This window comes from Pontibacter pamirensis, from assembly GCF_010015475.1.
GTDB classification, from domain to species: domain Bacteria; phylum Bacteroidota; class Bacteroidia; order Cytophagales; family Hymenobacteraceae; genus Pontibacter; species Pontibacter pamirensis.
In genome coordinates, this window is record NZ_SSNI01000029.1 from 46,914 (window position 1) to 70,930 (window position 24,017).

Genomic DNA, 24,017 nt, shown 5'->3' on the forward strand with positions numbered 1-24,017 from the left:
CTTGTTTCCAATCATCCCATCCGGTACCTACTGCTGTTCTCTTAACCTGCCTCCGGGCGGGCAATGTTGCTTCAGGTAATTTGTGAACAAAGTAGAAAGATGCTCGTTAGTGCCTTCCCCTTCCGATATACCATGCGTGCGGTTGGGGTAGGGCATCACCTGAAACTGCTTATTATGCTTTATCAGCTCGTTGATGAGCTGCTCCGCATTGTTGTAGTGCACGTTATCGTCGCCTGTGCCGTGGATGTAGAGCAGGTTCCCCTGCAGGTTCTTGGCATGTGTGATAGGCGAGCCTTTTACAAAATCCTCCAGGTTCTCCTGCGGCAGCCCCATGTAGCGCTCTTGGTAAATATTGTCGTAGGTGAGTTGGTTCGCTACGGCCGCAACGGATATTCCTGTTTTGTATATGTCCGGGTGCTGAAACAGCAGGTTGAGTGTGGCAGAACCGCCGCCGCTCCACCCCCATACTGCTACCCGGCTGGTGTCTACATAAGGCAGTTTCAGGATTTCCTGCGCTGCCATGGCCTGGTCCTGTATGTTGAGCATGCCCACTTTCCGGTAGATACTCTTGCGCCACTCCCTTCCTTTGGGAGCAGGAGTACCTCTGTTGTCGATGGAGGCATAGATGTAGCCGTCTTCTGCCATGTTGCCTTTGTAAAGGTGATTGATACCCATACCGTACCTATCCAGCACTGTCTGCCCGGCAGGCTCGGTGTATACCTGAAACACGATGGGGTATTTCTTATTCGGGTCAAAGGGAACAGGCTTCACCATCCAGGCATCCATTTCCACACCTTCACTGGTCTTCACTTTGATGAATTCTAAGGAGGATTTTGATTTATCTGCCTGTGCTATTGCCTGCGCTACAGCACTGTTGCCATCCAGGGCATTGTGCGCTGGCAGCGACACCCACTCAGATGCTGGCCTTGTGTAGTAGTTGGAGAACCGGTGAAAGGCAAACTTTGTGTCGGGAGACAGTTCATATGTGTGGGTACCGGCCTGCGTGTTGGGCGACAGTCTCTCTGCGTTTCCTTTGCCATTCAGCCGCACGCGGTAGAGGTACTGCTGGGTGGCATTGTCTGGTGAAGCCAGAAAGTATATGTAGCCAGTCGCTTCGTTTACGGCTGCAATATCCATGACATCATAATTACCCTTGGTGATGAGCGTTTCTTTTTTGCCGTCGCGGCTAACCCGGTATAGGTGCCGCCAGCCATCTTTTTCACTTGCCCACAGAAATTCTTTGCCGCCGTTCAGCCAATTCCAGCCGCCAAACCGGTAGTCGCTGTCCCAGGTTGGCATGATATCTATCCAGGCTGCGTCTTGCTCAGCGTAAACCTGCTTTGCCTGTCCGTTGGTGATGTTACAGAGGAATAGCTTGCTCTCGTTCTGCTTACGGTTTAGTTGCTGCAGTATCAATTCATTTGCATTGGCAGCCCACTCCATACGGGGCACATAATGCTGCTGCGGGTCGCCTGGTACCTTCATCCAGTTTGTCTGTGCTGTGGCTACGTCAACCACGCCGATTTTGTAAGGAGAAGGCGCTTCCCCTGCCACAGGGTACTCCACCGGTATCACCATTGGATAAATGGAATCGGTGTGGTTTATCATCAGGTAGTCTTTTACCTCGGTGGCATCAATCTGCCAGAACGCAATGGCCTTACTATCCGGACTCCAGCGGAAGCCGTCGCGGCTGTAGAATTCCTCTTCGTAAGCCCAGTCAAAAGTGCCGTTGATGCGTTTTCTCGTACCGTCTTTTGTGAGTTGCTTTACCTCTTTGTTTGCCAGGCTCTCTGCATAAATATTGTTCCCGCTCACGTAGGCCACCTGTGCTCCGTCCGGGGAGAACTTGGCAAACATAAGGGAGGAGGCAGGACGGTTTTCACCTACCTGAGACAAGGCTTGCTTTTGCAGATCATATACCCAATAATCGCCCTTTGTATCGAGACGCCATACTTTAACCGCGTTGGTATAAAGGATCAGTTTCTGCTCGTCCTCTGAAAAAGCAAAACTACGCACATCCAGTGGCTCCGACCTGCCTGCAGGCACTAGTTTTTCCTTTGCCAGTATAACCTGCTTCTCCTGGGATGGCAGCGTGTTTTTTACAACGTCGCCGTTTTCCTGCTGCGCATAGGCATTGCCGGCCTTTAGCCAAACTATTCCACCTCTGCTTTGTGCCGTACTTGAATAAGAAAAGAACGAAAGCTGCAGCAAGAGCAGCAGCAGGAACAAGGATTTGAAAGCTTTCACAGGCATAAGGCAGTTACGGTTATTTGTTGCTTATCTACTTTTTGTGGAGGTAGCTTTTCGGCTTCTTTCCGGCGATACCGGCGCATTGTAAAACTTCCAGCTGGTTTGGTAATTCTTCGGAAGCTGCTGGTCTGTTAGTATGGCTCTGACCATTTCTACAGGCAAGCTATTTTGATGCAACACAGCATCATGGAACTGCTTGTTTGTCATTTTGCCGCTGCCAACCAGTTCCTTTTGCAGGGCATAAAACTGCAAACCGCCCATCATGTAAGCGACCTGGTACAGTGGGCTGTAGCGGCCCTCGAAAGAACGGCGTACTTCGCCTTCCGCGTTTGCGCGCTCATGCCCTACACGCTCTACCAAAAAGTCTATACTTTCCTGAGGGGTCCATTTGCCGAGGTGGTAATTGAGCGAGAAAATGATGCGGGCACAGCGGTGCATGCGCCAGAACAGCATACCAATCCGGTCTTCTGCCGAACGCGGGAAACCCTGATCCCACAGCAGCATCTCCCAGTACAAGGCCCACCCCTCTGTCCAGAACGGTGTTCGGAAGTTGCGGTACTCTTTGTAGCGGTTATTCATGAATCCCTGCAAATGATGTCCCGCAATCAGCTCATGGTGCACAGTGGCTCGGGAAAAGTGCGGGTTGTTGCCCCGCATGCTCATCAGCTTATCTTCTTGTGCCATGGTATGGGTTGGATAGGAGATGCTGAAAACCTCCCCTCCGGTAAAAAACGGATTTATGAGCTGCCGTTCAGGCGTCATCATTTGCATACGCCAGGTCTCTTCGGCTATAGGCGGTATGGTTAGCAGGTCTTTCTGCTTCAGAAATTCGACTGACTGGTCATATAAATCCAGCATAGCCTCCGGCTGCTGCCCTTCCGGCACATAAGTGTTCTTCACTTTCTCCAGCGCCTGGTGCCAGTCATCGCCAAAACCAAGCTCACGAGAGGCCTTGAGCATTTCACGGTCGCACCAGGCATATTCCTTGTTGGCGATTTCAATGAGTTCCTCCGGGGTATAAGGAATCATCTCGTACTCGAGTTGTCTGATGAGCTCTTCTCTCCCGATGGGGCTGCCCACTATACCGCTCTGGTCTACTTTCTGGTTTTTGCCGGGCACCCTGCCTTTCTTTTCAGCCAGGGCAGCATAGGTTGTCAGCAAAGTATCCACGCGCTTATAAGGCTCCGGCACCCACCAGGTAAAGCTTGGCTCGTACTGGTTATAAAAAGTATAAACGCTTTTTAATCCTTCCTGCAGGTTTTTCACAGTACCCTGCAACCGGAACCCCAGGTCCCTGTTCAGTGAGGCTTCTTTTTCCAGGGCTGCCTTCGAGGCGATAAGTTCTTTCTCGATGCTGGTCAGTTCAGCCGCTATCTGCTGACCGTTTATGTTGAGACCTCGCCTGCGCGGCTTTTCGAGTGCGTAAATCTTTTCCGCGAAAGGTACCCATTTGCTTATCTGTCTGTACTCGTCTGCCGCTACATTCAGCAGGCGCAGTTTATTCTCCAGGTCCCGCTTTGTGAGCAGGTAATCTACCCGGCTGCCTGCATTCATACCCTCATAGTCCAGGCTGTTCAGTTGTTGCAGGTAGTTGTTGTACAGTTGCTGAAAACGCGTTGTGTACTCCGGCGTGTTTTTCATGAAGTAGAACCGGTTCAGGCTGCCTTCATCGGCCTGCAACTGCACCATCAGGTGATGTACATCGCTGGTCTGGCTATATAAGCTTTTCTCCTGGGCCTGGCTGCTTGTGGAGGGGGCAAGGCAACAGCATAACAGCAGAAAAGAAAGTTTCAGGAAGTTTATATCAGGAAGTTTCATACATCATTTTTTTGTAGCGTGAACTCAGTTAGCGTATGACTTGAAAGTATGAACTTAACTTTGTCTAAGCTTTGTAGCGATAGTTCATCCAGCGACTCATAAATGGCCTTTTGCATTGAGATAACTTAGCGCTCCACGTCCGCGGGGGCGCGTTTTCATATTCAGCGCTGTGTACATTCCCTGCCTAACGGCTGCCACTATCGTGGCACCGGAAATCTACAAGGCGCTTCACATGAAAACTGGAAATACTTTTTGCTTCGAGCTACCTAATTACTATTTATTTGATAATAGGTAATCGTCGCTGTATTAGTTGCTGATTACACCTCATTTCTGCTTCTAACTACTTCTTCCTTGTACTATGCTGTAGAGAAATCAATTGTATCTATCAGGCGAGAAGGCATCGATTAGAACAGATGCTTTCCTGTTCATCAGTTCTTCCGCCAGCAGTTTCCCTGTGGCCGGGGCCAGGCTGATGCCCATCATGCTATGGCCGGTTCCGAAAAGCACGTTGTTCCAGCGCTCGGTAAAGCCAATATAAGGCAGACCGTCTGGTGAGCAGGGGCGCAGCCCGCTCCATACTTCCTTCTTTTCCGGAAACTCACACCCAAAGCCTCCATAGTACTTTGAGATAGAATCGTGGATGCCTTTTACGCGGTTCATGTTGATTTTTTCGCTGTCACTCGTGATTTCCATCGTGCCTCCAAACCTTACTTTATCGCCGAAAGGCGTTACGGCTACACGCGCCTCCGTGAGTATGGCCGGGCGCTGAATAGCTGGTGTGTTATCCGCCAGAAAGCTGTAGCCTTTGCCGCCCAGCATGGGCATGCTTATTTTTAGCTTCCGGGCCACTTCACCAGACCAGGAACCAGCCGCAATAATGACGTAATCGCCGGAATAGTCTCCCTGGTCTGTTATAACAGACGTAACTTTTCTGCCGGAGAAGGCAAAATCGAGCACCTCGGCATTGGCTACAAACTTCACTCCTTTACATTTCAGGTGCATCACCAGAAAAGTGTTCAGCTTGGCAGGGTTCAGATGCGCATCACCCGGAAAAAACACCCCGCCCAATACATCCATGCCTGCGTTGGGCTCTAGCTGCTGTACTTCCTCTTTCGAAAGCACTTCTGCCTCCAATCCATGCCGGCTCGCCAGTTGTGCGAACTCCACCTCCTCATGTGCTGCCTCCTCTGTTTTGTAAAGCATGAGCAGGCCTTTCTCTTCCAGCCCCAGATCAACTGCATTGTGCTGTTCTCCCAAGCCCACATAAAGGCTTTTACTGAGCAGGCTCAGGTTCTTCAGGTACGGTATACTATACTCTACATGCTTTTTGGTGGCAGACTTATAGAAAAGCAGGCACCACTGTGCCAGGCGCATGTCAAGCTTTGGGTGAATGTAAAATGGACTCGTAGAGGAGAACATCCACTTCAGTCCTTTTGTAATAATTCCGGGAGAAGCCAACGGGACAATATGGCTGGGCACAATCATACCTGCATTCCCGATGGAGCAACTGTTCGATAGGTCGCCTTTATCCAGTACGGTTACTTCAAAGCCCTCTTCTGATAAGTAATAAGCGGTAAAAAGACCAATAATTCCTCCTCCGATAATCGTAACTTTGCTCATATTATATCACTTGAAACCCGTGTACATAAGGGTCTTCCTCATCCAGGAAAATGGTGTTCAGACCCGTTACGATGGCCCAACCCTCAATGCCCGGAAGTATAGCGGGCTTGCCTCCTACGTTGGTTTCTGCCTCTATTGTACCTTTAAAAATGGAGCCGATATAGCTTTCGTGTATAAAATCCTGCCCCGGCTTTAGCAAGCCCTTTGCATACCATTGCGCCATACGGGCCGAAGTACCGGTGCCGCAGGGCGAGCGGTCGATGGCTTTATCGCCGTAAAAAACAGCATTACGGGCAGTAGATGTAGGCTGTAGGGTGTCGCCAGCCCATAGAATGTGTGACAGACCTCTTATCGTTTCGTTCTCGGGGTGCACGAAGGTATACTTTTCATTCATGCGCTTCCGAATGGTACGGCTCCAGGAAATCAGCTTGTCTGCCGTGAAGTCCTGCAGGCCCGGGAAGTTTTCCTGTGGGTCGATGATGGCATAGAAGTTGCCGCCGTAGGCCACATCGAGTGTCAGTTCACCTAACTCAGGGCACTCAATTGTAAGCGCCTCGGCCTCTAAATAGGAGGCAACATTCGTCAGCTTCACTGTCTTTACTTTACTGCCCTCCTGTGTGTAACTCACTTTTACCAGGCCGGCGGGTGTTTCCAGGCGCAGTTGCCCGGGTATTTTAGGAGTGACCAACCCTTCTTCCAGCGCAATGGTCACCGTGCCAATAGTGCCATGGCCACACATCGGCAGGCAGCCACTCGTTTCTATAAAGAGTACAGCGACATCATTTGCCGGGTCGTCAGGCGGGTAAAGGATACTGCCGGACATCATGTCGTGGCCGCGTGGCTCGAACATCAGACCTTTTCTAACCCAGTCATACTCCCGCAGGAAGTGCTGCCGCTTTTCACTTATATTGGCTCCTTTCAGAATTGGACCACCTCCTGCCACCAACCGGACTGGATTACCACAGGTATGGGCGTCGATACAAAAGAACGTTTTTCTTGCCATCGTTGAGTTCGAGTTCTGACTACAAGCTGTCCTTAGTTAACTGTCCGTTTATAGTGCGCCAGACAGACAGCGTATTTGCATCTTTTAACTCTTCAGGCAGCAGCTCCTGCGGTGCCGATTGAAAGGTAACAGGTCGTGCAAAACGCTTGATGGCGTAAGTCCCGACAGAGGTGCTGCGACTATCAGTTGTAGCAGGAAAAGGGCCGCCGTGTGTCATGGCATGCGACACTTCAACTCCTGTAGGAACGCCTTCAAAAAGTACCCGTCCGCATTTTTCCCGAATAATGTCCGTCAGTGTTTCTGCCTGACTAAGTTCTGATTTACTTCCCCAGATGGTACAGGTAAGCTGCCCCTGCAATTGCTCTGCTGCCTGCTCCAGTTCTTCCAGGCCATTATAGGTAACCACTAAAGTAAAAGGCCCGAAAACCTCCTCCTGCATCTCCGGGTTCTGCAGCCACTCCTGTACAGATGTTTTGGCCAGCGCTGCTTTGCCTGTCAGCACATCCTCATCTGGTGTTACCAGCTTTTCGATGCCGCTGTGAGCTGTTAATTTGTTGAATCCTTTGTAATAATTCTCGCAGATGCCTTCGTGCAGCATTTTATCACCTGCAGCTTCTCCCAATTTTTCAGAGAGCCTTCCCAGAAACAATGTTGTAGTGTCAGACTCCGGATAGAAGATAAGACCAGGATTTGTACAGAACTGCCCTACGCCGAGCAGAACGGACTGTGCCGCCTGATCGGCTAATTGCTGGCTTTCTGCTTCGGCTTTTTCGGGTAAAACTAAAACAGGGTTTATACTTCCCATTTCGGCATAAACAGGAATGGGCTGCTCCCGCTGGCATGCCAGATCAAAAATAGCTTTCCCGCCTTTATAGGAACCTGTAAAAGCAACAGCCTTTGTTTTCGGATGCCTTACCAGTTCCTGGCCAGTTTCTATACCGCCACTCACATGCTGGAAAACACTTTCTGGCAAGCCGCAAGTCTGCAGTGCTTTTTTAATAGCGCCATATACTAGCTGTGATGTTTTAGGATGCCCCGGGTGCTCTTTGTATACCACCGTGCAACCCGCTGCCAGCGCAGAGGCAGTGTCTCCACCTGCAGTAGAAAAAGCTAGTGGAAAGTTACTGGCTCCAAACACGGCCACTGGTCCGAGGGGTATCAATATTCTGCGCAAATCCGCTCTTGGCAAAGGAGTCCGTTCAGGCAAGGCAGTATCAATGGTCGCCTCTAGCCAGACTCCCTCTTCCAGCAATTCAGCAAAAAGTTTTAACTGGTTCATTGTCCTGCCGCGCTCACCCGTCAGGCGGCCTGCAGGCAGGTTAGACTCCATACTTGCTGTCTGTATCAGATTATCACCAAGCGCTTCTATCTCGGCAGCAACTTCTCTTAGTAAACTAGCCTTCGTACTGGCTGAAACTTTTTTATATACCTTGAATGCTTCTTCTGATTGTATAAGAACTTGTATAATTGGCATATTCCGTGATGTTAAAATGTTGGTTCATATTTATACTATGTAGGCTTAAGCAACCCCTACATTACTTAAGCCTACAAAATATACTCAAAATATTTTACCTTTAAGAATACAGGAATATTCTATAAGCTTCTTTTAATGTATTATTGGGCAGCAATTTAATCTTTCAGAACAGCTTGTTCCTGCAGTCTTTCCATTATCTGCTCTAGATTAGGCCTTGTTTTTAAGGCCTGTTGGATGATGGTGAGCACCTGCTCGCGCTCCTCGCCTTCCAGTGGCATCCTCGGAAGCCGCACCTGCTCAGTGCCGATGCCCGTGTGCACCTCGGCCAGTTTGATGTTCTGCACCAGTTTGGGGTGCACGTCCAGTTCCAGCAGCGGGAAGAACCAGCGGTTTATCGCCACCGCCTCTTCCAGCCTATTGGCCTTCACCAGTTCATATATCGCCACTGTCTCAGCAGGGAAGGCGCATACCAGGCCCGCTACCCAGCCGTCAGCGCCCAGCACCAGGCTCTCCAGCGCCAGCGTGTCCACACCTGATAGGATGCTGAACCTGTCGCCAAACCGGTTGCGCATGCGCGTGATGTTGCCTACCTCCCGCGTCGACTCCTTCACCGCCTGGATGTTCTCACACTCCACCAGCTCGGCAAACATATCCAGCGTTACCAGGATGCGGTAGTCGATGGGGTTGTTGTATATCATGATGGGCAAATCAGTGGAAGCGGCTATAGCTTTGAAGTAAGCCACCGTCTCCCTGTCATCGGCCTTGTAGCGCATGGGCGGAAGCAGCATCAGTCCGCTCGCTCCGTTCCTTTTGGCAGCGGCGGCCGCCTCAATGGCACCTGCCGTTGTCTGCTCGGCGATGTTGAGGATAACCGGCACTCGGCCCTCCACATGCGCCACCGTCTCCCGCACCAGCACGGCCTTCTCCTCATCGCTCAGTGTGCTGGCTTCTCCCAGGGTGCCCCCCAGTATAATGCCGTTCACGCCGGCAGCGAGCTGCGCGTCAATGTTTTTAAGAAAGGCGTCGATGTCGAGCTTGTCGTCTGATGTGAACTTGGTGGTCACTGCCGGGAAAACTCCCTCCCATTGTACTTTCATAAGTCTGAATGTTTTGTTGTAGATGATATATTTCTCCCTCCCTTGTTTAACTGTTTAAGCTTTGGGAATGTATGGTTTCAGATGATGCGAAGCGTATGTTCGAAGCTCAGCTTGTTAGCGGGCACATGTGCTCCTGATTTAGGCAAAGCTAGGCTGAAACCCGCTCTCATATTTTCAGTATTTCACCCTTTCGTAACACTATACTACCTCCTTTTACCTTTCTTACCTTCATTATCAGGTAATATTGTTGCAAATCAACATAACCAGGAGAAGGGGTTCTATCTTAAGTTACCATTTTTGAGTAAAGAATCCGAATTACTAGTCTTCAGTTTGGCATGGAAAAAAGAAAGACTGTGCTCCCACAAAAGAATTTTAGTGTATGCAGTAGCTACTAATTCCTTTCTCTCCCTTTGTCTTAGAGCATGTTAACTCAACACCAGTATATTACTTTATAACTCAAGTTGCGCTATGCACATTTCATTGTTCCGCTACCGTTAAAGACCCACCCCTGCCCCTCCCAAGAGGGGAATTTCGAACTAGAAGAAAGATTAGCCCCGGAAGGGTTAAGCGTGGGTTCATTTCAGATGCGAATAACAAATCACAACCTGATTTTTATAATTTAGCGGATGAATCATCGGCAGCTTTTTCCCACTCCGGCGGCTCTACCCCAAGCAGGTGCTTCACGAAGAAATCCCGTCGCTTTCGCTCACCGTAATCTCCGCCAGAGGTATGGCCTGCCCCAGGTATCATCAGGAAATCGAAGTTCTTGTTTGCTTTGATGAGCGCATTGACCAGTTGCAGCGTGGAAGCCGGGTCTACGTTGTCGTCCAACTCTCCCAGTATCAGCATCAGCTTGCCCTCTAGCTTGTTTGCGTTCTCCACGTTGGAGGAGGAGGCGTAGTGGGGCCCAAGCTTGCCCATCCACTGCTCATTCCACCACATCTTGTCCATGCGGTTGTCGTGGCAGCCAGAGGAGGAGACGGCTACTTTATAGAACTCGGGGTGGAAGAGCAGCGCACCCGCTGAACTCTGCCCACCGGCAGAAGTTCCGAAGATGCCGACTCTTTCGGTATCCAGGTAAGGGTACTTTTGTGCCGCGTCCTTTATCCAGGCTATCCTGTCGGGTAAGCCGGCGTCTTTGATATTTCTCCAGCACACGTCCTGGAAGGTCTTTGAGCGGTTGGAGGTGCCCATTCCGTCCATTTGCACGACAACAAAGCCTAGTTCAGCTAATTCATGCAGGTGGCGGGCACTTCCAAACGATTTAGGCACAAAGGAGCTGTGGGGGCCGGCGTAGATATATTCAATAACCGGGTACTTTTTTGCAGGGTCAAAGCTGCTGGGCCTGATAATGATGCCCCAGATGTCTGTCTCCCCATCCCTTGCCTTGGAGGTGAATACCTCCGGGGCCTTCCATCCTGCCGCATACAGCCCTGCGGTATCGGCCTTTTCCACCTCCAGCACAGCCTTGCCGTCGGCAGCATTTCGAAGCACCGTGACAGGGGCTTTATCTACCCTGGAGTAACTGTCTACAAAATATTTGTGGTTTGGTGAGAAGGTGGCTGAGTGGTTGGCATTCTCCGTGGTAAGCGGCGTCAGGCCGCTGCCGTCAAAGCTTATCTTATAGTACTGCACCAGGTATGGGTCCTGCCCTGCTTCCCGGCCGCTGCCGGCAAAGAGGATGCTCCGCTGCGCCTCATCTACGTGCACCACCTCGCGCACGACCCAATTGCCTTTGGTTATCTGGTTCTTCACTTTGCCCGTCTCTCCGTCGTAGAGGTAGAGGTGGTTCCAGCCGTCGCGCTCCGAGGCCCAGATGATTTCCTTGCCGTCTCCTACATCGTGGCGGTATTTCTTGCCGCTGTAGTCGATAAAGGTTTTGCTTTCTTCTTCGATAAGCTCCTGCACCTCCCCTGTCTGCCCGTCCACCTCCAGCACCTTATAAGCCTGGTGGCCCCGCTGGTTATACTCCACCGTGAAAGCGCGTCCATCTTTGCGCCAGCTTGGGTTGGAGAGGCTGTATTGTTCTCCGGGGCCGAAAGGCGCAGGGTTTACACTTATTTGTTTCTTTGAATCGAAGAGGAAGAGCTGCGGGGACTTCTGCGGCAATGCATCGCCTGGCTTCAGGTAATGGCGCGTTTGTAGTTTAGGCTGCAGCTGGTCTTCCGGCGAAGACTCCAGCAGGTAGAGCAGGTGCTCCTGACCCGGCCGCACTTTATTGGTGGCAAGCTTCTTTGAGTCAGGGGACCAGGAGATGTAGGAGGAGTAGTGTTCTCCAGCAGAGCCATCGTAGCTCAGCTGGTATTCTTCCTTGCTCTTGTTGCTATCAGAATACTTAACGTAAACGTTGTAGTTTTTGATAAAGGCGACCCACTGGCTGTCGGGCGAGGCAACAGGCTTGTTGCCTAACTCATCCCTGGCCCCGCCCCAGTACCTGTTCGGCCGTTTCTCCGCCTCTCCCTTTTCGCGCAGCTTGTAGGACCCCAGTGACAGGCCCCATGCTTTGCCCCCATACTCGAAGTCCAGTTCTTTTCCTTTATCGGAGAAAGTGATAGAGGAGAAAGGCAGTTTGTAGGGAGACACCTCTTTGCCCGTAGCCGCGGAGAGCAATTTGGCCAGCCGCTCCTGGTTGAAAGCCGACTTTCTGGTACGCTTCGCGGCGTCCACCAAAACAAATTCTTTGCCGCGCGGAGTGGTGTTGATGTACCAGAACTTCTCTTCTCCTTTAATCCAATGAAAGCTCCTGGGAGCATTATAGATTTTGCTCTCCATGGCCTCCTTCTGCGCCTCGGCCCGTCGGTAATCCGCCTTCGTGCCCTGCCCCATCAGAGAGAGTGAGCAGCATAACAACAGCGCAATCAGCAACCAGGAATGAAGCGTCATAGCACGTGCCAGTGCCGTGATAGAAAAATTTACGCCAGTAGAAGTGCCAGGTGTATCCATAGGTTTTCTGCTTATGGGTTAATGCTCTGGCAATAAGCACCTAAAACAGCAAAAACACCTTCTGCATACTAACCAATCATGATACTATGTTAACCTCCAGCGGAAAAATGGTGCACCTCTATGGGAGGTGCCTGCTTATGATTCAGGGAACAAGAGACACGTCTGCGGCTTCTACATAAAAGTTAGGGTCTACTTGTAAAGCGTTCTTCCCTTTGTAGCCTTTGAGTTCCTGCCAGTTTGTGGTGGGCTCCAGCCATTTCTCTTTGCCGTTCACGGATACCTTCACCGGCATATGGAAGCCTGCTACGCTGTTACCCCATCTATACCTGAGTTTATTGCCGGCAAACTGGTACTCCAGCTTTGGGATTCTGGTATCGCGCAAATACTGGTCAAAGAAGGCAGAGAGATCGCGGCCGGTGTGTTTGCTGAGGTAGCTTTCAATTTGCTGCGTCGTCACGGTCTGGTGGTAGAAGTCGCGGTTGAGGCCGCGCAGGATACCACGCCACTTTTCATCGTTGTTCACCACCTGCCGCAGCGTGTGCAGCATGTTGCCTCCCTTCGGGTACATATCGCCGGAACCACGGTAGTTCACTTCATACTGGCCTATGATGGGCTTGTCGTTTTTAATGCCTTGCCTTGTACCTATCACGTATGCATTGCCCGCTTCCTTACCATAATGATAGTCTACAAATAGGCCTTCTGAGTAATTTGTGAAGCTTTCGTGGATCCACATATCGGCAATGTCTTTGTAGGTGATGTTGTTGGCAAACCACTCATGCCCGGACTCGTGGATAATGATGAAATCAAACTTCAGGCCCCAGCCAGTGCCGCTTAAATCTCTCCCTCTATACCCATTCTGATACCCATTGCCGTAGGTAACGGCACTCTGGTGCTCCATCCCGAGGTAAGGAACCTCTATGAGCTTGAAGCCGTCCTCGTAAAAGGGGTAAGGGCCGAACCAATGCTCAAAAGCCTGTAGCATGCGCGGTGCATCTTTGAACTGAGCTTTGGCTTTGTCGAGGTTTTCTTTCAGCACATAATAGTCCAGCTCCAGCTCCCCCTTCTCGCCTTGATATGTTTCTGAGAAATGAGCGAAATCGCCTATACTGATGTTCACTCCATAGTTGTTAATAGGATTAGAAACAAACCAGTGAAACGTTTTCGTGCTGTCGTTCCTTTCTTCCACTCCCCGGAGTTTACCATTCGACACATCCATTAAATGCTTCGGTACAGTTACACTGATGAGCATGCTGTCCGGCTCATCATACATGTGATCCTTGCAGGGCCACCACAAACTCGCCCCATCGCCCTGGTTGGAGTTCGCGACAAAGGGATTTCCCTGCGCGTCTTTTTTCCAGGTCAGGCCACCACTCCAGGGCGGATTTTCACTTACCACGGGCTTTCCTCCAAAGAAAACATCCAGCTTGTTCACTTGTCCTTTTTTTTGGTCTTCGCTTATTTGAATAAAATAGGCATTGCCGTCTCTTCTGAAGGCTAACTCCTTCCCGTTCTGCACCACTTTATCAATACGCATAGGCGGTTGCAGGTCCACCTGCATCAAACGGCCTGGCTCCAACACCTTGTACTGTATGGTGTTGGTTCCCCGGATGGTGCTGTCGCCAGGGTTTACATTCACATCCAGGTGATAATACGCCAGGTCCCACCACGCTCTTTCCTCTGTAATAGAACCACGCAGCGTATCCTGGCGCGTAAACGCAGGAGTCTGGGCATAGGCACCAGCCGTGACGGCTATGAACAGCAGCATGCCGCATGCTTTAAACATCGTTTTAACTATCATTGACTTTATCATTCTATAAGCATTCAGGTTCTGATTGAATTTTGTGTTTTATTATGGAGCCGTACTGATGCACCGCCCGTTTTCCAGCTGAATCACCCTGGTGACACATTCCGGAATCTCATGCTGGTAGTGGCTTACATAAATCAAGGTCACGTCACCAGCTTCGCATATGGCATTGATCACGCTTTTGAAATGCCGCTGCTGCCCAGCATTAAACCCATGGCAGGGTTCATCGAGGATGAGCAGGGGCGGGTTTTTCACCAGTGCACGCGCAAGCAGGCAGAGCCGCTGCGTAGTTGCTGTTACGTTGCTGAAGGGTTTCGCGGCCAGCGCCTCTATCCCGAACAATTCCATCCAGCGCAGCGCTACGGCTCGTTTTTCAGGATCACTTTCCTGGTATAGCCCTAAGGAATCATAAAAGCCTGACTCAATCACGTCGCGGCAGGATTGCCCGCCAGGAAAATACTGAAACAACTCAGGAGAGACAAAGCCTATGTTTCGCTTTATATCCCAGATACTTTCCCCGCTTCCCCTTCTCCTGTCGAAGAGCGTGATGTTATTGGCATAGGCCTGCGGATTGTCTCCGTTTATCAGGCTTAATAAGGTAGACTTGCCTGCGCCGTTATGCCCCACCAGCGCCCACTTCTCCCCTTGCTTTACTTCCCAGGAAATATCATCCAGCACCGTTTTGTCGCCGTACTTAATGGAAACATTTTCCATCTTTACTATCGCTTCAAAAGACGGAGTGGCCGTTGCAGAAAGAAGCGACGCTAACCCGGCTCTGTCCAGCGTTACCGGCTGCTCATTCTTTTGTTTGCCGATGGTCAGTTGGTCTTTTAACATGGCTACCATCTCCTGCCCCTTGTTCCAGACAGCGACATGCGTGATGGCATCCGGTATCTCATCCGGGGAGGTGACCATCACGACTGTTATTCCGGAATCCGTAATCGCTGTTATCAACTGGTTAAAGCTTTGCCTTGCCCCGACATCCAGCCCCGACAAAGGATTATCCAACAGAAGCACAGACGGGTTGCGCAGCAGGGCAGTCGCCAGAAGTACCCGCTTTGTTTCCCCGTTCGAGAGCTTTATCAATTCTTTGTCCAGCAGATGCTGCAGGCGCAACGCCACCACCACTTTATCTAACGTCCAGAAAGGGTTATCAGGAAAAGGAATGATCTCGGAAAGGTGTTGCGTTACGGTAGGTGCGTCCACGGCATAAGCGGCATTGTACCGTTGCTGGTAAAAAAGCGTCTCTTTGCCGGACAGGCTTGAGAAACAATGGCGCGAAGAAACAATGCTTACGGGCTTTTGCCATAAAAAGCGGGGCGACTGCACCGGGTTCTGCTGCTGGTAGTGCTCATAAAAGCCAAAGTGCGCCTTCCCGCTTACAATAGGAACATTACCGGCAATCGCGTCTAACAGCAAGTGTTTTCCTGTTTCGTTGTCGCCTGTTAGTACCCAGTGTTCCCCTTTCTTTATTTCGAAAGTAGTATTGTTCAGAACAGTCTGCCCCATAGAACGAACTGCTATGTTTTCGAAAGACAAAATAACGTCAGTCACTATAACTCTGCTTTTTTAAAGTATTTCGTTTTTAATGATGGCGCTATGGCGGGAAACTTGCGCATCATGAATTTATATTACTCCCTCCACCTTAATAAAGGCATAAATATGCAGGAAACCTACGAAACCTGTACGGTGAATTTAACTGAGCGGCAGGTTTTGTTTTGATTTTCCTAATGTATACCTGCTATTCTTCATCGTTATTTACCCATATCGTCTTCGGTTCTGCCTCAGGAAAAAAGCCCAGCATGCGCATGACAGCCTTGCCCGTATTTCGTACCTCGTGTACATTCAGGGGTGTTATCACAGCTACACTTCCTGCCGGGAAGTCATAAAATGTATCGTCCATAATCACCACCCCATGCCCTTCCAGGCATACCAGTAACTCTTCCGTGCGATGATAGTGCGGTGGCACGAACCCTCCCTCCTCAAAGTAGTTTTCTATCAGGGCCGTACTTGCTGTACCAGATTGCCCGTTGGCGAGCCACTGCCGCGTTCTACCGGTACTTAACTGTTCAAGTTCCAGCGCTGATTTAGAGATGATGAAGCCCATGGCTGTTTCTTATTTGTATTCTGCGCCCGTTTTCTTTGCTCTTCTTTAAGGTGTGCGGGATGGTAACCGTGGCATTTACTTGCATCTTGGGTGCGCAGAAATCATCGTGCACATGCACATGTGTGAAGGGCACCGGCTGAATGGGATAATCATGATGCTGCGCAACGGACGCAGTCTGCGTGAGCAAAGACACCCCGATGGCACAAGCCAGTATGCTATATAGTTTCATATTATTCTAAATCTATGCTGGAGATACACTGGCAAACAATACCTATTTTATCTATACAAATATACTTTTAATCCAAGCCTCTTCCTGACTATATATTAACATATAATGCTACCATATTAACACGGTAGCATTATCAGCTGCTTTTGCGCCATGCTGTTATTCTTACAGAAGCATAGTGGTGGTTTGTGCAGAAAGGCAAACACAGAGGATTCTAAATATTGTTTCTTAATGCTTCTATACCTTCCACTGTTTTAGGCAAGGGTTTGCCCAGCAGGCGGCTTCCTTCCGGTGTAATCAAAAAATCCTCCTCTATTCTAATTCCCCCGAAATCCCGGAAAGCTTCCAGTTTATTGTAGTTGATGAATTGAGTGAATTTGTTTTCCGCTGCCCACATGTCCATCAGGTTCGGGTTAAAGTACAGTCCTGGTTCTACTGTGAGCACAAAGCCTTCCTCCAACGCACGCCCCAGGCGCAGCGACTTCAGACCGAATTGGGTGCTTTTCTTAAGGTCTTCTGTATAGCCGACATACTCTTCGCCCAGGTTTTCCATGTCGTGCGTGTCCAGCCCCATCATGTGTCCCAGGCCGCAGGGGAAAAACTGGGCATGCGCGCCCTGGGCCACCGCCTCCTGCACGTCTCCCTTCATCAGGCCAATTTGCTGCAGCTCCTCTACCAGCTTCTCGCATGCCTCCAGGTGCACATCTTTGTACAGCACGCCTGGCTTCAGCATGTCAACGGCAGAAGTATGGGCATGTAAAACGATTTCGTATAGCTCCTTTTGCTGATTTGTAAACTGCTTGTCCACAGGAAACGTGCGGGTCAGGTCGCCGCCATAGTGCATGGCCGTTTCTGCGCCACTGTCACAGATTACCAGCTGTCCTTTCTGTAGCACTGTGCTTGTATAATGGTTGTGGAGTATCTGCCCATTTACAGTTAGAATAGCCGGGAAAGCTAGCTTGCCTCCTGCACGCACGGCCGTTTCATACAGCTGGCTGGCTACTTCGGCCTCAGTCATTCCTGCTGCGGCAAAACCGGCAGCTGCCAAATGCATGTCAACCGATATATTCACGGCTTTCTCAATCTCTGCAACCTCTTCCGGAGATTTGATAGAGCGCTGCGCCACCACCGCCTTGATAAGGGGAACAGATGCCTTCTTCTGCACGAGATGAGGCGGAACACCCAGCCAGGAACTTAACTTCAGCAGGTGCTCCGGCCTGTAAGGCGGAAGAAAATGGACAGGTTGCTGTCGGCTAACTGCGTTTTTTACTTCAGAAGCCAGGACGCCTGAAGGTTTTGTTACAGACACACCGGCTCCTTCTGCCTCTTCCCGTAGCGACTGTTGTACACCAATCCATACAATATCGTCTACTGTGGCTTCATCGCCATATATGGTCACGGTGTCTTTATCGATGTCTATAACAGCGGCTAAGCCGGGCTTGTCCAGCCCAATGAAGTAGAGAAAGGAGCTGTCCTGCCGAAAATGATACCAGTTGTCTTTATAGTTCATGCTGCTCTCTTCATTCCCTAAGAGCAGAATAAGGCCGCTTCCTACCTGCTTTTTCAGTTGTGCTCTTCTTTGTACGTAATCTTCTTTATGAAACATTGTTCGGATTTGATTTTTGGCACGTGTTTGCCGCTCTGGAGACAAGGCGTAAGCAGCGCTTGTGAATAAACAAAGCTAATCTTTATACACTTTTTTTATTTCCTCTATTTCACCCTTTCGTAACACTATACTACCACCCTAGCCTGTTTTATGCTTAACTTATGGGTAACATTGTTGTGGATCAGCAAACTGGGACTATGAAACCTGTATACTTTCAAATACCAAAAACTTCAGGCGAAACCATACGCGTGCAGTATGAGGAACAGCCTCATTTTTACGATAACCTTCACTTCCACCCCGAAGTACAGATTATGTTTATCTGCGAGGGCTCAGGAACCCGGTTTATCGGCGACAGCATTGGCAGCTTCAGTTCAGGGGATATCCTGCTCCTGGGCCCTAATCTTCCGCACGTGTTCCGTAACGACAAAAAGTATTATGAGGAAGACGCTGGCCTTCAGGCCCGGAATATCTCCTTGTTTTTCCAAGTAGAATCATTCGGAGAGGCTTTCCTTTCTTTACCTGAAGTCTTCCCTATTCATAAACTGCTACTCAGCAGCAAGCGGGGCATTCATATCAAGGGCGAAACAAAGAAGAAAGTAACTGCCTTAGTCCAGCAGATGCTCCACCTGGAAGGCTTCGACAGATTCATTCAGCTTTTCAATATCCTCAACCTGCTATCGTTGTCTAAGGAACTGGAGCCACTCTCCTCCGTCGGCTTCGACGGACCTCAGAATGACACAGACAGCAAGAAGATCAATGATGTGTTCAAATACATTATGAATAACTTCTCGGAAGAGGTGAAACTGCAGGAGGCCGCTAATATTGCCAATATGAGTGTTAATGCCTTCTGCCGCTATTTTAAACAGCACACCCGTAAGACCTTCTCCAGCTTCCTGAACGAAATTCGCATCGGCCACGCTTGCCGGCTGCTGATAGAGGACAAATGGAATATTCGGGAGACAGCCTTTGAGTGCGGATTTGACAATATTTCCTACTTCAATCGCCAGTTCAAGGACATTACCTCCTACACCCCCTCAGAGTATGTGAAGCTGTACAGGGAGAAGTATTCATCTCCGCTGCCCCTGGTTTAATTTATTGTGTTGCCTGAAGAAGAAGCCTCTATAAAGAAAAACTGCTCGCCGTTTTACCTCCTTTGCGAAAGGAGGCACCAGCGAGCAGAATCAATCTCACAAATTAACATGATGCTTTAATATCCTGGATTTTGTTTCAGGTTCGGGTTGGTGTTTCGTTCAGCCTCTGGTATCGGGAACAGAATCTTGTAAGGTTCACTTGGTCTGTGGTTGAACCACGCTTTTGTTGTAAATACCCCGAAGCGAATCAGGTCCTGCCAGCTGTAGCCACCCAGCACAGTAAAGCGGTGCTTGTCTATTGTTTTTGCATTCCATACAGTGTCTGAAATAAAATGTAAGGCAATAATGCACACACTATGATTATCTTGCTTTGAGAGTAGTCCTGAAGACGCAGTTTTTATGCAGGAGGGGAGAATCCTAGGGATTGAAAATTCTATTAAATCATTCTTAGGTGCATTATACAGAGATAAAGTTGATAAGTTTTCGCATGGGTTACATGCTACTTGTTTTTCAGCAGCAGTACTGATGCAACGCTGATAGATAAAGAGTTTTTCGAGGTAAAAGCATAAAAAAATGAGCAGTGGCCACTCATAAGATGGTCGCTGCTCATGGAGGGTCTAATTTTAAATTGTTCCCTGCTTCTGTCCGGTTCTTTGTATCATCTAAAACATATGAAACCACAGTAGCAAATTTACCAGGTTAGCCTCAGCAATGACACTCCCTGTCGGGGTAGCAGCATTTGTATGGTAGCTTCTCCATCTTTTGCCTTTACCCACTGAGGCGAAGTCAGCAATTTTAATTGTCCCGCTTTTTCAAGTTCTGCTATTTGTTCAGCGCTTGGTTTTTGAGGCGATCCCATTTTTTTCCAGACCTCATAAGAATTACTGTTTTCCTTATCAATGCGGTAATGATGCAGCAATACCTGGCCCGATGGAAGACCTTTCATGCTCACTTCCACTGGCGAGGCAGGTGCTTCCACATTATCATCGTGATAATTCCATACCATGACGGTGGCGGAATTTTTATCTTTGGCAGCAAGGGCATTTATATCTGTTCTTTCTCCTCTTACACTTGAGTCACGAACCTCCTTGAAATCGTAAGCTAACCCACTGTTCTTATTTGCACTTGCAGTTAGATTACCGTTGGCTGGCGCTGCTGTTTTATTACTGCTCACTTCCACTCTGTTTCCCTGCATCATGCCAAACATCCTGAACACATTCAAGACCGGCTTGTCCACGCCATTAGTGGCCATATCCCGAAAGCCTGCAAACCATGGCTGGTCCTCAAATTCAAATCCCCAGGTTACTGCCCCAAGCAGGTTGACACCGTGGTGATCAGCCAGCTCGTATTTCCTTGCAAAAGAAGCCGCTGTATAGCTGGAGTACATCGTCCCGTTACGGTAAGCGTTATGTGGATAGTCTGCCTCTGAACAGGCAGCGCATCCTTCAGGATCAGATTCTCCGATAACAATAGGCAAATTCTTTAACTGAGGATAGGAGGCCACTATCTCGAAACCTTTGTCAATGTCACGCAACTGGGCTCCCATATTCATTTGTACGACTCCATTCACCACTTTTGGACTTCCCTTGGCATGGAAGGTGATGAAATCAAGAGGAGCACCCGTTTTACCGGTGGCATAATTCTTTCCACTGACAACATGATCCAGAAAAGTTTTGAGAAAATCGGCTGCCTTATCCCATCCCGGTCCGGTAGTTTCCGGTCCGCCAATTCTGGCAGTCGGCAAAGCCCGTTTTACCGCATCAGCAGTATAATCGTATAGTTTAATGTATTCTTCCGTTGTTCCCTGCCAGTAGCCAATATTTGGCTCATTCCATAGTTCCCAGTACCAGCTTTCTACCTCCTCTTTCCCGTAACGGTCCACGGAATGCCTCACCCATTGGTAAACCAGTTCTGCCCATTTCTTGTAATCATTTGGAGGGTAAGCCCAGCCGAGGTATATATCGCTGTATTCAGCACCTGGCTTCCAATTATGCCGGTAGGGCTCAGGCTTCGTGGATAGCGCTTTGGGCATGAAACCTATCTGTGCCATGGGTTTCATGCCTCTTTCAATATATGTGTCAAATATTTGATCAATGATGGTCCAGTCGTATACCGGTCTTCCTCTTTTGTCTTCTGTGTAGGCATTGGTGGAGCCCCATTTAAGGGCAGCGCGAGGTCCCTCGTCCGTCACCAGAAGGCTGTGTGCCCGCACATAAACTGGCACCGGACTTAAATCGGCAATTTCAGAAAGAAGTTTTTTCCCATCTTTCATGTAGGTATAGTTGGGCTCATCATAGCCCCACCAGGCCCAGATTGGCTTCATCTCTCCTTTTTCTTTAGAAAAGTCTATCTGGATAGCAACTGGTTCGGCCATTGCCACCGCCTGCTGCGCCCGCACATTTGAAAGCAGGAATACCTGACATAAAAGAAGCGTGAAAGCAGAAAATGCTAAATACCTACCGTCTATTTTTTGCCCCATTATTATGAATTTAATTGTATTGCTCGCAGTCAACCTAATTCAGGTGATATAACAGTTTCCTATAGAGTTTGCACCTGAATATTTGCCTTTCCTATTGCCAAACCTGATTTTACAGGTAATCTGTATTAGCTTAACGTCAACACAAAGCTGCTTTATCTTTACTGCGTCTGTCACCTCTAACATTTGGCAATACTTCAGCAGGTTCTTGCTACGCGGTAAGAAGAACCGTTGGAGGTGTGATAGCACCTGCCATACATCATCTTAAACAAAGTAATTATATTTGAATGTGATGTATGGCAGGTGATCTAAACACAAAGTGATATTTTTGTTTATTCTGCTATTCTTGTTAATGCTATACCAGTATTCGCTTCGTCTCTAATTGGAGACGACATTCCCTGCCTTCTCCATTGTGAAGTCAGGCATCTGCATGATCTTTCCTCCCTGCATGGCCGACTCGTGCGCCAGGATGCCCACGCAGGTGATGTTGGCCGACTGCCGCGCGTTCGGGTAAGGCTCCCGCCCCTCTGCCAATGCGCTCACAAACTCGTGCACCAGGTGCGGGTGCGAACCGCCGTGCCCGGCGCCCTGGATGAAGGACAGGTGCTGGTTGTCGTCTGAGTCGTACACCCCGGCCTGCGTGAAGTGCTGTATCTCCTCGGGCAGCAGGTGCGCGTAGTCTGGTATCTTCACCCGCTCAGGCGTCTCGCCCGTGTGTATCACGCTGTCCTCGTGCTCTATCTGCGTCCACTCAAAGCTCTTCTTCGAGCCGTACACGTCGAAGCTCTCCCGGTACTGCCGCGCCGTGTTGAACAGCGAGCGCGTCACCTCAGCGGATAAATCAGAATCTTTGAACTTGATGTGGCAGGTCTCGATGGCGAACGGCGAGCCGTACTTCGGAATCAGCTCCTCGTCTATCCTGCCCGAGCCCAGGCAGGAGACGTACTCGGCCTCCGCCCTCGGCAGGGCCAGCACCGGCCCCACGCAGTGGGTGGCGTAGTGCATCGGCGGCAGCCCCTCCCAGTAGCCCGGCCAGCCGGCCATCTCCTGCTGGTGCGAAGCCCTAAGGAACTGGATTCTGCCCAGGTCTCCCTTCTCGTACATCTCCTTCACAAACAGGAACTCGCGGCTGTAGATGACCGTCTCCATCATCATGTAGGTCAGCCCCGTCTCCTGCACCAGCTCCACTATCTGGCGGCACTCCTCTACTGTGGTGGCCATGGGCACGGTGCAGGCCACGTGCTTGCCCGCCTTCAAGGCGGCGATGGATTGCTCAGCGTGGCTCTGTATCGGAGTGTTGATGTGCACGGCGTCCACGTTAGGGTCCTTTAGCAGCTCCTCGTAATCTGTGTAGCGCTTCTCTATGCCGAAGGCGTCTCCTATCTCGTCCACCTTGCTTTGCGTGCGCTGGCAGATGGCGTACATGTTGGCGTTTGGGTGCTTCTGGTAGATGGGAATGAACTCGGCCCCAAAGCCCAGCCCAACGATTGCCACATTTATCTTCTTTTGGCTCATAGTTTATATGTTTTACAGTTGATCAGATTCTTTACTTGGTATAGGTACTTGCTTTCTCCGCGTTCTTCCGCTGCTCGCTCTCTTCACCTTCGGCCCACTGCCGCAGGAATTGCAGCCCCTCACGGGCGAAGCCGTCCTGGCTGGGCACCAGCGGGCGCCAGATACACACCGCTCCGGCTAGCTCCTTCACCTCTGGGGTGAAGCTCTCAATGGAGACGGCGCCTTTATAGTTTATCGCCTCCAGCCCACGCTTATAAGCGTCCCAGCGGGTCTGGCCCGTGCCGGGTGTGCCCCGGTAGTTCTCCGAGACCTGCAGGTGGATGAGTTTATCGCCGGCAAGGCGGATGGCCCGCTCAATGTCGGGCTCCTCGATGTTCATGTGGAAGCCGTCGAGCAGCACGTTGGCGGCCGGGTGGTCGATGTCCCGCACCAGGCGCATCACATCCTCGGCCGTATTCACAAGGTCCGACTCAAAGCGGTTCAGGGGCTCGAGAGCAATTTTCAGCCCGCGTTCCTCCGCCATGTCGCATACCTTGCGCAGGTTCGTCACCGCCCGCTCCCACTCTGCTTTCTTCTGCTCCGGGGACACCAAACGAGCCTTGCCCACAGCAGAGTACATCGGCCCGGCCAGGAAGCTGGCCCCTAACTCCACGCAGATGTCCATACAGGCCTCTATGTAGTCAAAGCTGGTCTGGTGGTAGGTGGGGTCCTCGTGGGTCAGGTCGCGGCTGGGGCCGAAGGCGCCGCAGATAACCGGCCGCAGCCCGTTCTCCGCCAGCGCCTGCTTCACCTTCTCTACGTCCAGCAGGGCCGGGTCCTCCACCGGTATCTCCACCACATCGTAGCCCATCTCCTTTATCTTCGGGAAGAGGGAGACGGTCTCGGTGCTGAAGGGCGAGGTCCAGAGCCAGGTGCTGACGCCGAATTTTATGTCTTTCAAACTCATTGATTTTTCCTTTTTGCTGTTAGTGGGGGGGAGTAATATTT

At 50.2% G+C, this 24,017-nt stretch carries 17 protein-coding genes; 1 reads left to right on the forward strand and 16 read right to left on the reverse strand.

The window, feature by feature from the left end; all coding sequences use genetic code 11:
* Positions 1–27: 27 nt before the first annotated feature.
* From E1919_RS19585 to E1919_RS19640, 12 genes are all read right to left on the reverse strand, one after another.
* The gene (locus E1919_RS19585) at positions 28–2,253 is read right to left on the reverse strand and encodes a S9 family peptidase (protein ID WP_162055113.1); all 2,226 of its coding nucleotides are present in this window, start codon (positions 2,251–2,253) and stop codon (positions 28–30) included.
* Between the two features lie 24 nt (positions 2,254–2,277).
* Positions 2,278–4,068, reverse strand: coding sequence for a DUF885 family protein (locus E1919_RS19590; protein ID WP_162055114.1), 1,791 nt, complete (start codon positions 4,066–4,068; stop codon positions 2,278–2,280).
* Between the two features lie 372 nt (positions 4,069–4,440).
* Complete coding sequence (locus E1919_RS19595) at positions 4,441–5,688, reverse strand: NAD(P)/FAD-dependent oxidoreductase (protein ID WP_162055115.1); 1,248 nt, start codon at positions 5,686–5,688, stop codon at positions 4,441–4,443.
* A gap of 1 nt (position 5,689) precedes the next feature.
* Complete coding sequence (locus E1919_RS19600; RefSeq protein ID WP_162055116.1) at positions 5,690–6,691, reverse strand: 4-hydroxyproline epimerase; 1,002 nt, start codon at positions 6,689–6,691, stop codon at positions 5,690–5,692.
* Between the two features lie 19 nt (positions 6,692–6,710).
* A complete protein-coding gene (locus tag E1919_RS19605) occupies positions 6,711–8,165 on the reverse strand; it encodes an aldehyde dehydrogenase (NADP(+)) (protein WP_162055117.1) in 1,455 nt (484 codons plus the stop codon).
* Between the two features lie 155 nt (positions 8,166–8,320).
* The gene (locus tag E1919_RS19610) at positions 8,321–9,262 is read right to left on the reverse strand and encodes a dihydrodipicolinate synthase family protein (RefSeq protein WP_162055118.1); all 942 of its coding nucleotides are present in this window, start codon (positions 9,260–9,262) and stop codon (positions 8,321–8,323) included.
* A gap of 612 nt (positions 9,263–9,874) precedes the next feature.
* Positions 9,875–12,205 carry a S9 family peptidase gene (locus E1919_RS19615; RefSeq protein ID WP_262888740.1) on the reverse strand — a complete coding sequence of 777 codons (2,331 nt, stop codon included), beginning with the start codon at positions 12,203–12,205 and terminating at the stop codon, positions 9,875–9,877.
* A gap of 142 nt (positions 12,206–12,347) precedes the next feature.
* A complete protein-coding gene (locus E1919_RS19620) occupies positions 12,348–13,988 on the reverse strand; it encodes a M1 family metallopeptidase (protein ID WP_202915947.1) in 1,641 nt (546 codons plus the stop codon).
* Positions 13,989–14,054: 66 nt separating this feature from the next.
* Positions 14,055–15,563, reverse strand: coding sequence for an ATP-binding cassette domain-containing protein (locus tag E1919_RS19625; RefSeq protein ID WP_162055120.1), 1,509 nt, complete (start codon positions 15,561–15,563; stop codon positions 14,055–14,057).
* Between the two features lie 187 nt (positions 15,564–15,750).
* Complete coding sequence (locus E1919_RS19630; protein ID WP_162055121.1) at positions 15,751–16,116, reverse strand: cupin domain-containing protein; 366 nt, start codon at positions 16,114–16,116, stop codon at positions 15,751–15,753.
* Positions 16,097–16,345, reverse strand: a complete 249-nt coding sequence (locus E1919_RS19635; RefSeq protein WP_162055122.1) for a hypothetical protein — start codon at positions 16,343–16,345, stop codon at positions 16,097–16,099. Before E1919_RS19635 ends, E1919_RS19630 begins: the two co-directional genes overlap by 20 nt.
* Positions 16,346–16,556: 211 nt before the next feature.
* Positions 16,557–17,948 (reverse strand): aminopeptidase P family protein, encoded by a 1,392-nt coding sequence (locus E1919_RS19640; RefSeq protein WP_162055123.1) that lies wholly within the window; start codon positions 17,946–17,948, stop codon positions 16,557–16,559.
* 197 nt (positions 17,949–18,145) lie between these two features.
* Between E1919_RS19640 and E1919_RS19645 the strand changes: the two genes are divergently transcribed.
* On the forward strand, positions 18,146–19,039 hold the full coding sequence (locus tag E1919_RS19645; RefSeq protein ID WP_162055124.1) for an AraC family transcriptional regulator: 894 nt from the start codon (positions 18,146–18,148) through the stop codon (positions 19,037–19,039).
* A gap of 116 nt (positions 19,040–19,155) precedes the next feature.
* Here the strand turns inward: E1919_RS19645 and E1919_RS27640 are convergent, their stop codons facing one another.
* From E1919_RS27640 to E1919_RS19665, 4 genes are all read right to left on the reverse strand, one after another.
* Complete coding sequence (locus E1919_RS27640; protein WP_237144659.1) at positions 19,156–19,392, reverse strand: RagB/SusD family nutrient uptake outer membrane protein; 237 nt, start codon at positions 19,390–19,392, stop codon at positions 19,156–19,158.
* Positions 19,393–19,730: 338 nt separating this feature from the next.
* Positions 19,731–21,413, reverse strand: coding sequence for a GH39 family glycosyl hydrolase (locus tag E1919_RS19655; protein ID WP_237144661.1), 1,683 nt, complete (start codon positions 21,411–21,413; stop codon positions 19,731–19,733).
* A 480-nt stretch (positions 21,414–21,893) separates the two neighbouring features.
* Positions 21,894–23,030 (reverse strand): Gfo/Idh/MocA family protein, encoded by a 1,137-nt coding sequence (locus tag E1919_RS19660; protein WP_162055126.1) that lies wholly within the window; start codon positions 23,028–23,030, stop codon positions 21,894–21,896.
* A gap of 31 nt (positions 23,031–23,061) precedes the next feature.
* A complete protein-coding gene (locus E1919_RS19665) occupies positions 23,062–23,976 on the reverse strand; it encodes a sugar phosphate isomerase/epimerase family protein (protein WP_162055127.1) in 915 nt (304 codons plus the stop codon).
* Positions 23,977–24,017: the final 41 nt, after the last annotated feature.

Bases quoted from the DNA above. Each gene is read 5' to 3' on its own strand.
- E1919_RS19635 (WP_162055122.1), bottom strand. From the start codon at position 16,345: ATGAAACTATATAGCATACTGGCTTGTGCCATCGGGGTGTCTTTGCTC.
- E1919_RS19585 (WP_162055113.1), bottom strand. From the start codon at position 2,253: ATGCCTGTGAAAGCTTTCAAATCCTTGTTCCTGCTGCTGCTCTTGCTG.
- E1919_RS19645 (WP_162055124.1), top strand. From the start codon at position 18,146: ATGAAACCTGTATACTTTCAAATACCAAAAACTTCAGGCGAAACCATA.
- E1919_RS19610 (WP_162055118.1), bottom strand. From the start codon at position 9,262: ATGAAAGTACAATGGGAGGGAGTTTTCCCGGCAGTGACCACCAAGTTC.
- E1919_RS19660 (WP_162055126.1), bottom strand. From the start codon at position 23,030: ATGAGCCAAAAGAAGATAAATGTGGCAATCGTTGGGCTGGGCTTTGGG.
- E1919_RS19655 (WP_237144661.1), bottom strand. From the start codon at position 21,413: ATGGCCGAACCAGTTGCTATCCAGATAGACTTTTCTAAAGAAAAAGGA.
- E1919_RS19595 (WP_162055115.1), bottom strand. From the start codon at position 5,688: ATGAGCAAAGTTACGATTATCGGAGGAGGAATTATTGGTCTTTTTACC.
- E1919_RS19665 (WP_162055127.1), bottom strand. From the start codon at position 23,976: ATGAGTTTGAAAGACATAAAATTCGGCGTCAGCACCTGGCTCTGGACC.
- E1919_RS19640 (WP_162055123.1), bottom strand. From the start codon at position 17,948: ATGTTTCATAAAGAAGATTACGTACAAAGAAGAGCACAACTGAAAAAG.
- E1919_RS19605 (WP_162055117.1), bottom strand. From the start codon at position 8,165: ATGCCAATTATACAAGTTCTTATACAATCAGAAGAAGCATTCAAGGTA.
- E1919_RS19600 (WP_162055116.1), bottom strand. From the start codon at position 6,691: ATGGCAAGAAAAACGTTCTTTTGTATCGACGCCCATACCTGTGGTAAT.
- E1919_RS19590 (WP_162055114.1), bottom strand. From the start codon at position 4,068: ATGAAACTTCCTGATATAAACTTCCTGAAACTTTCTTTTCTGCTGTTA.
- E1919_RS19615 (WP_262888740.1), bottom strand. From the start codon at position 12,205: ATGGATACACCTGGCACTTCTACTGGCGTAAATTTTTCTATCACGGCA.
- E1919_RS19630 (WP_162055121.1), bottom strand. From the start codon at position 16,116: ATGGGCTTCATCATCTCTAAATCAGCGCTGGAACTTGAACAGTTAAGT.
- E1919_RS19620 (WP_202915947.1), bottom strand. From the start codon at position 13,988: ATGTTTAAAGCATGCGGCATGCTGCTGTTCATAGCCGTCACGGCTGGT.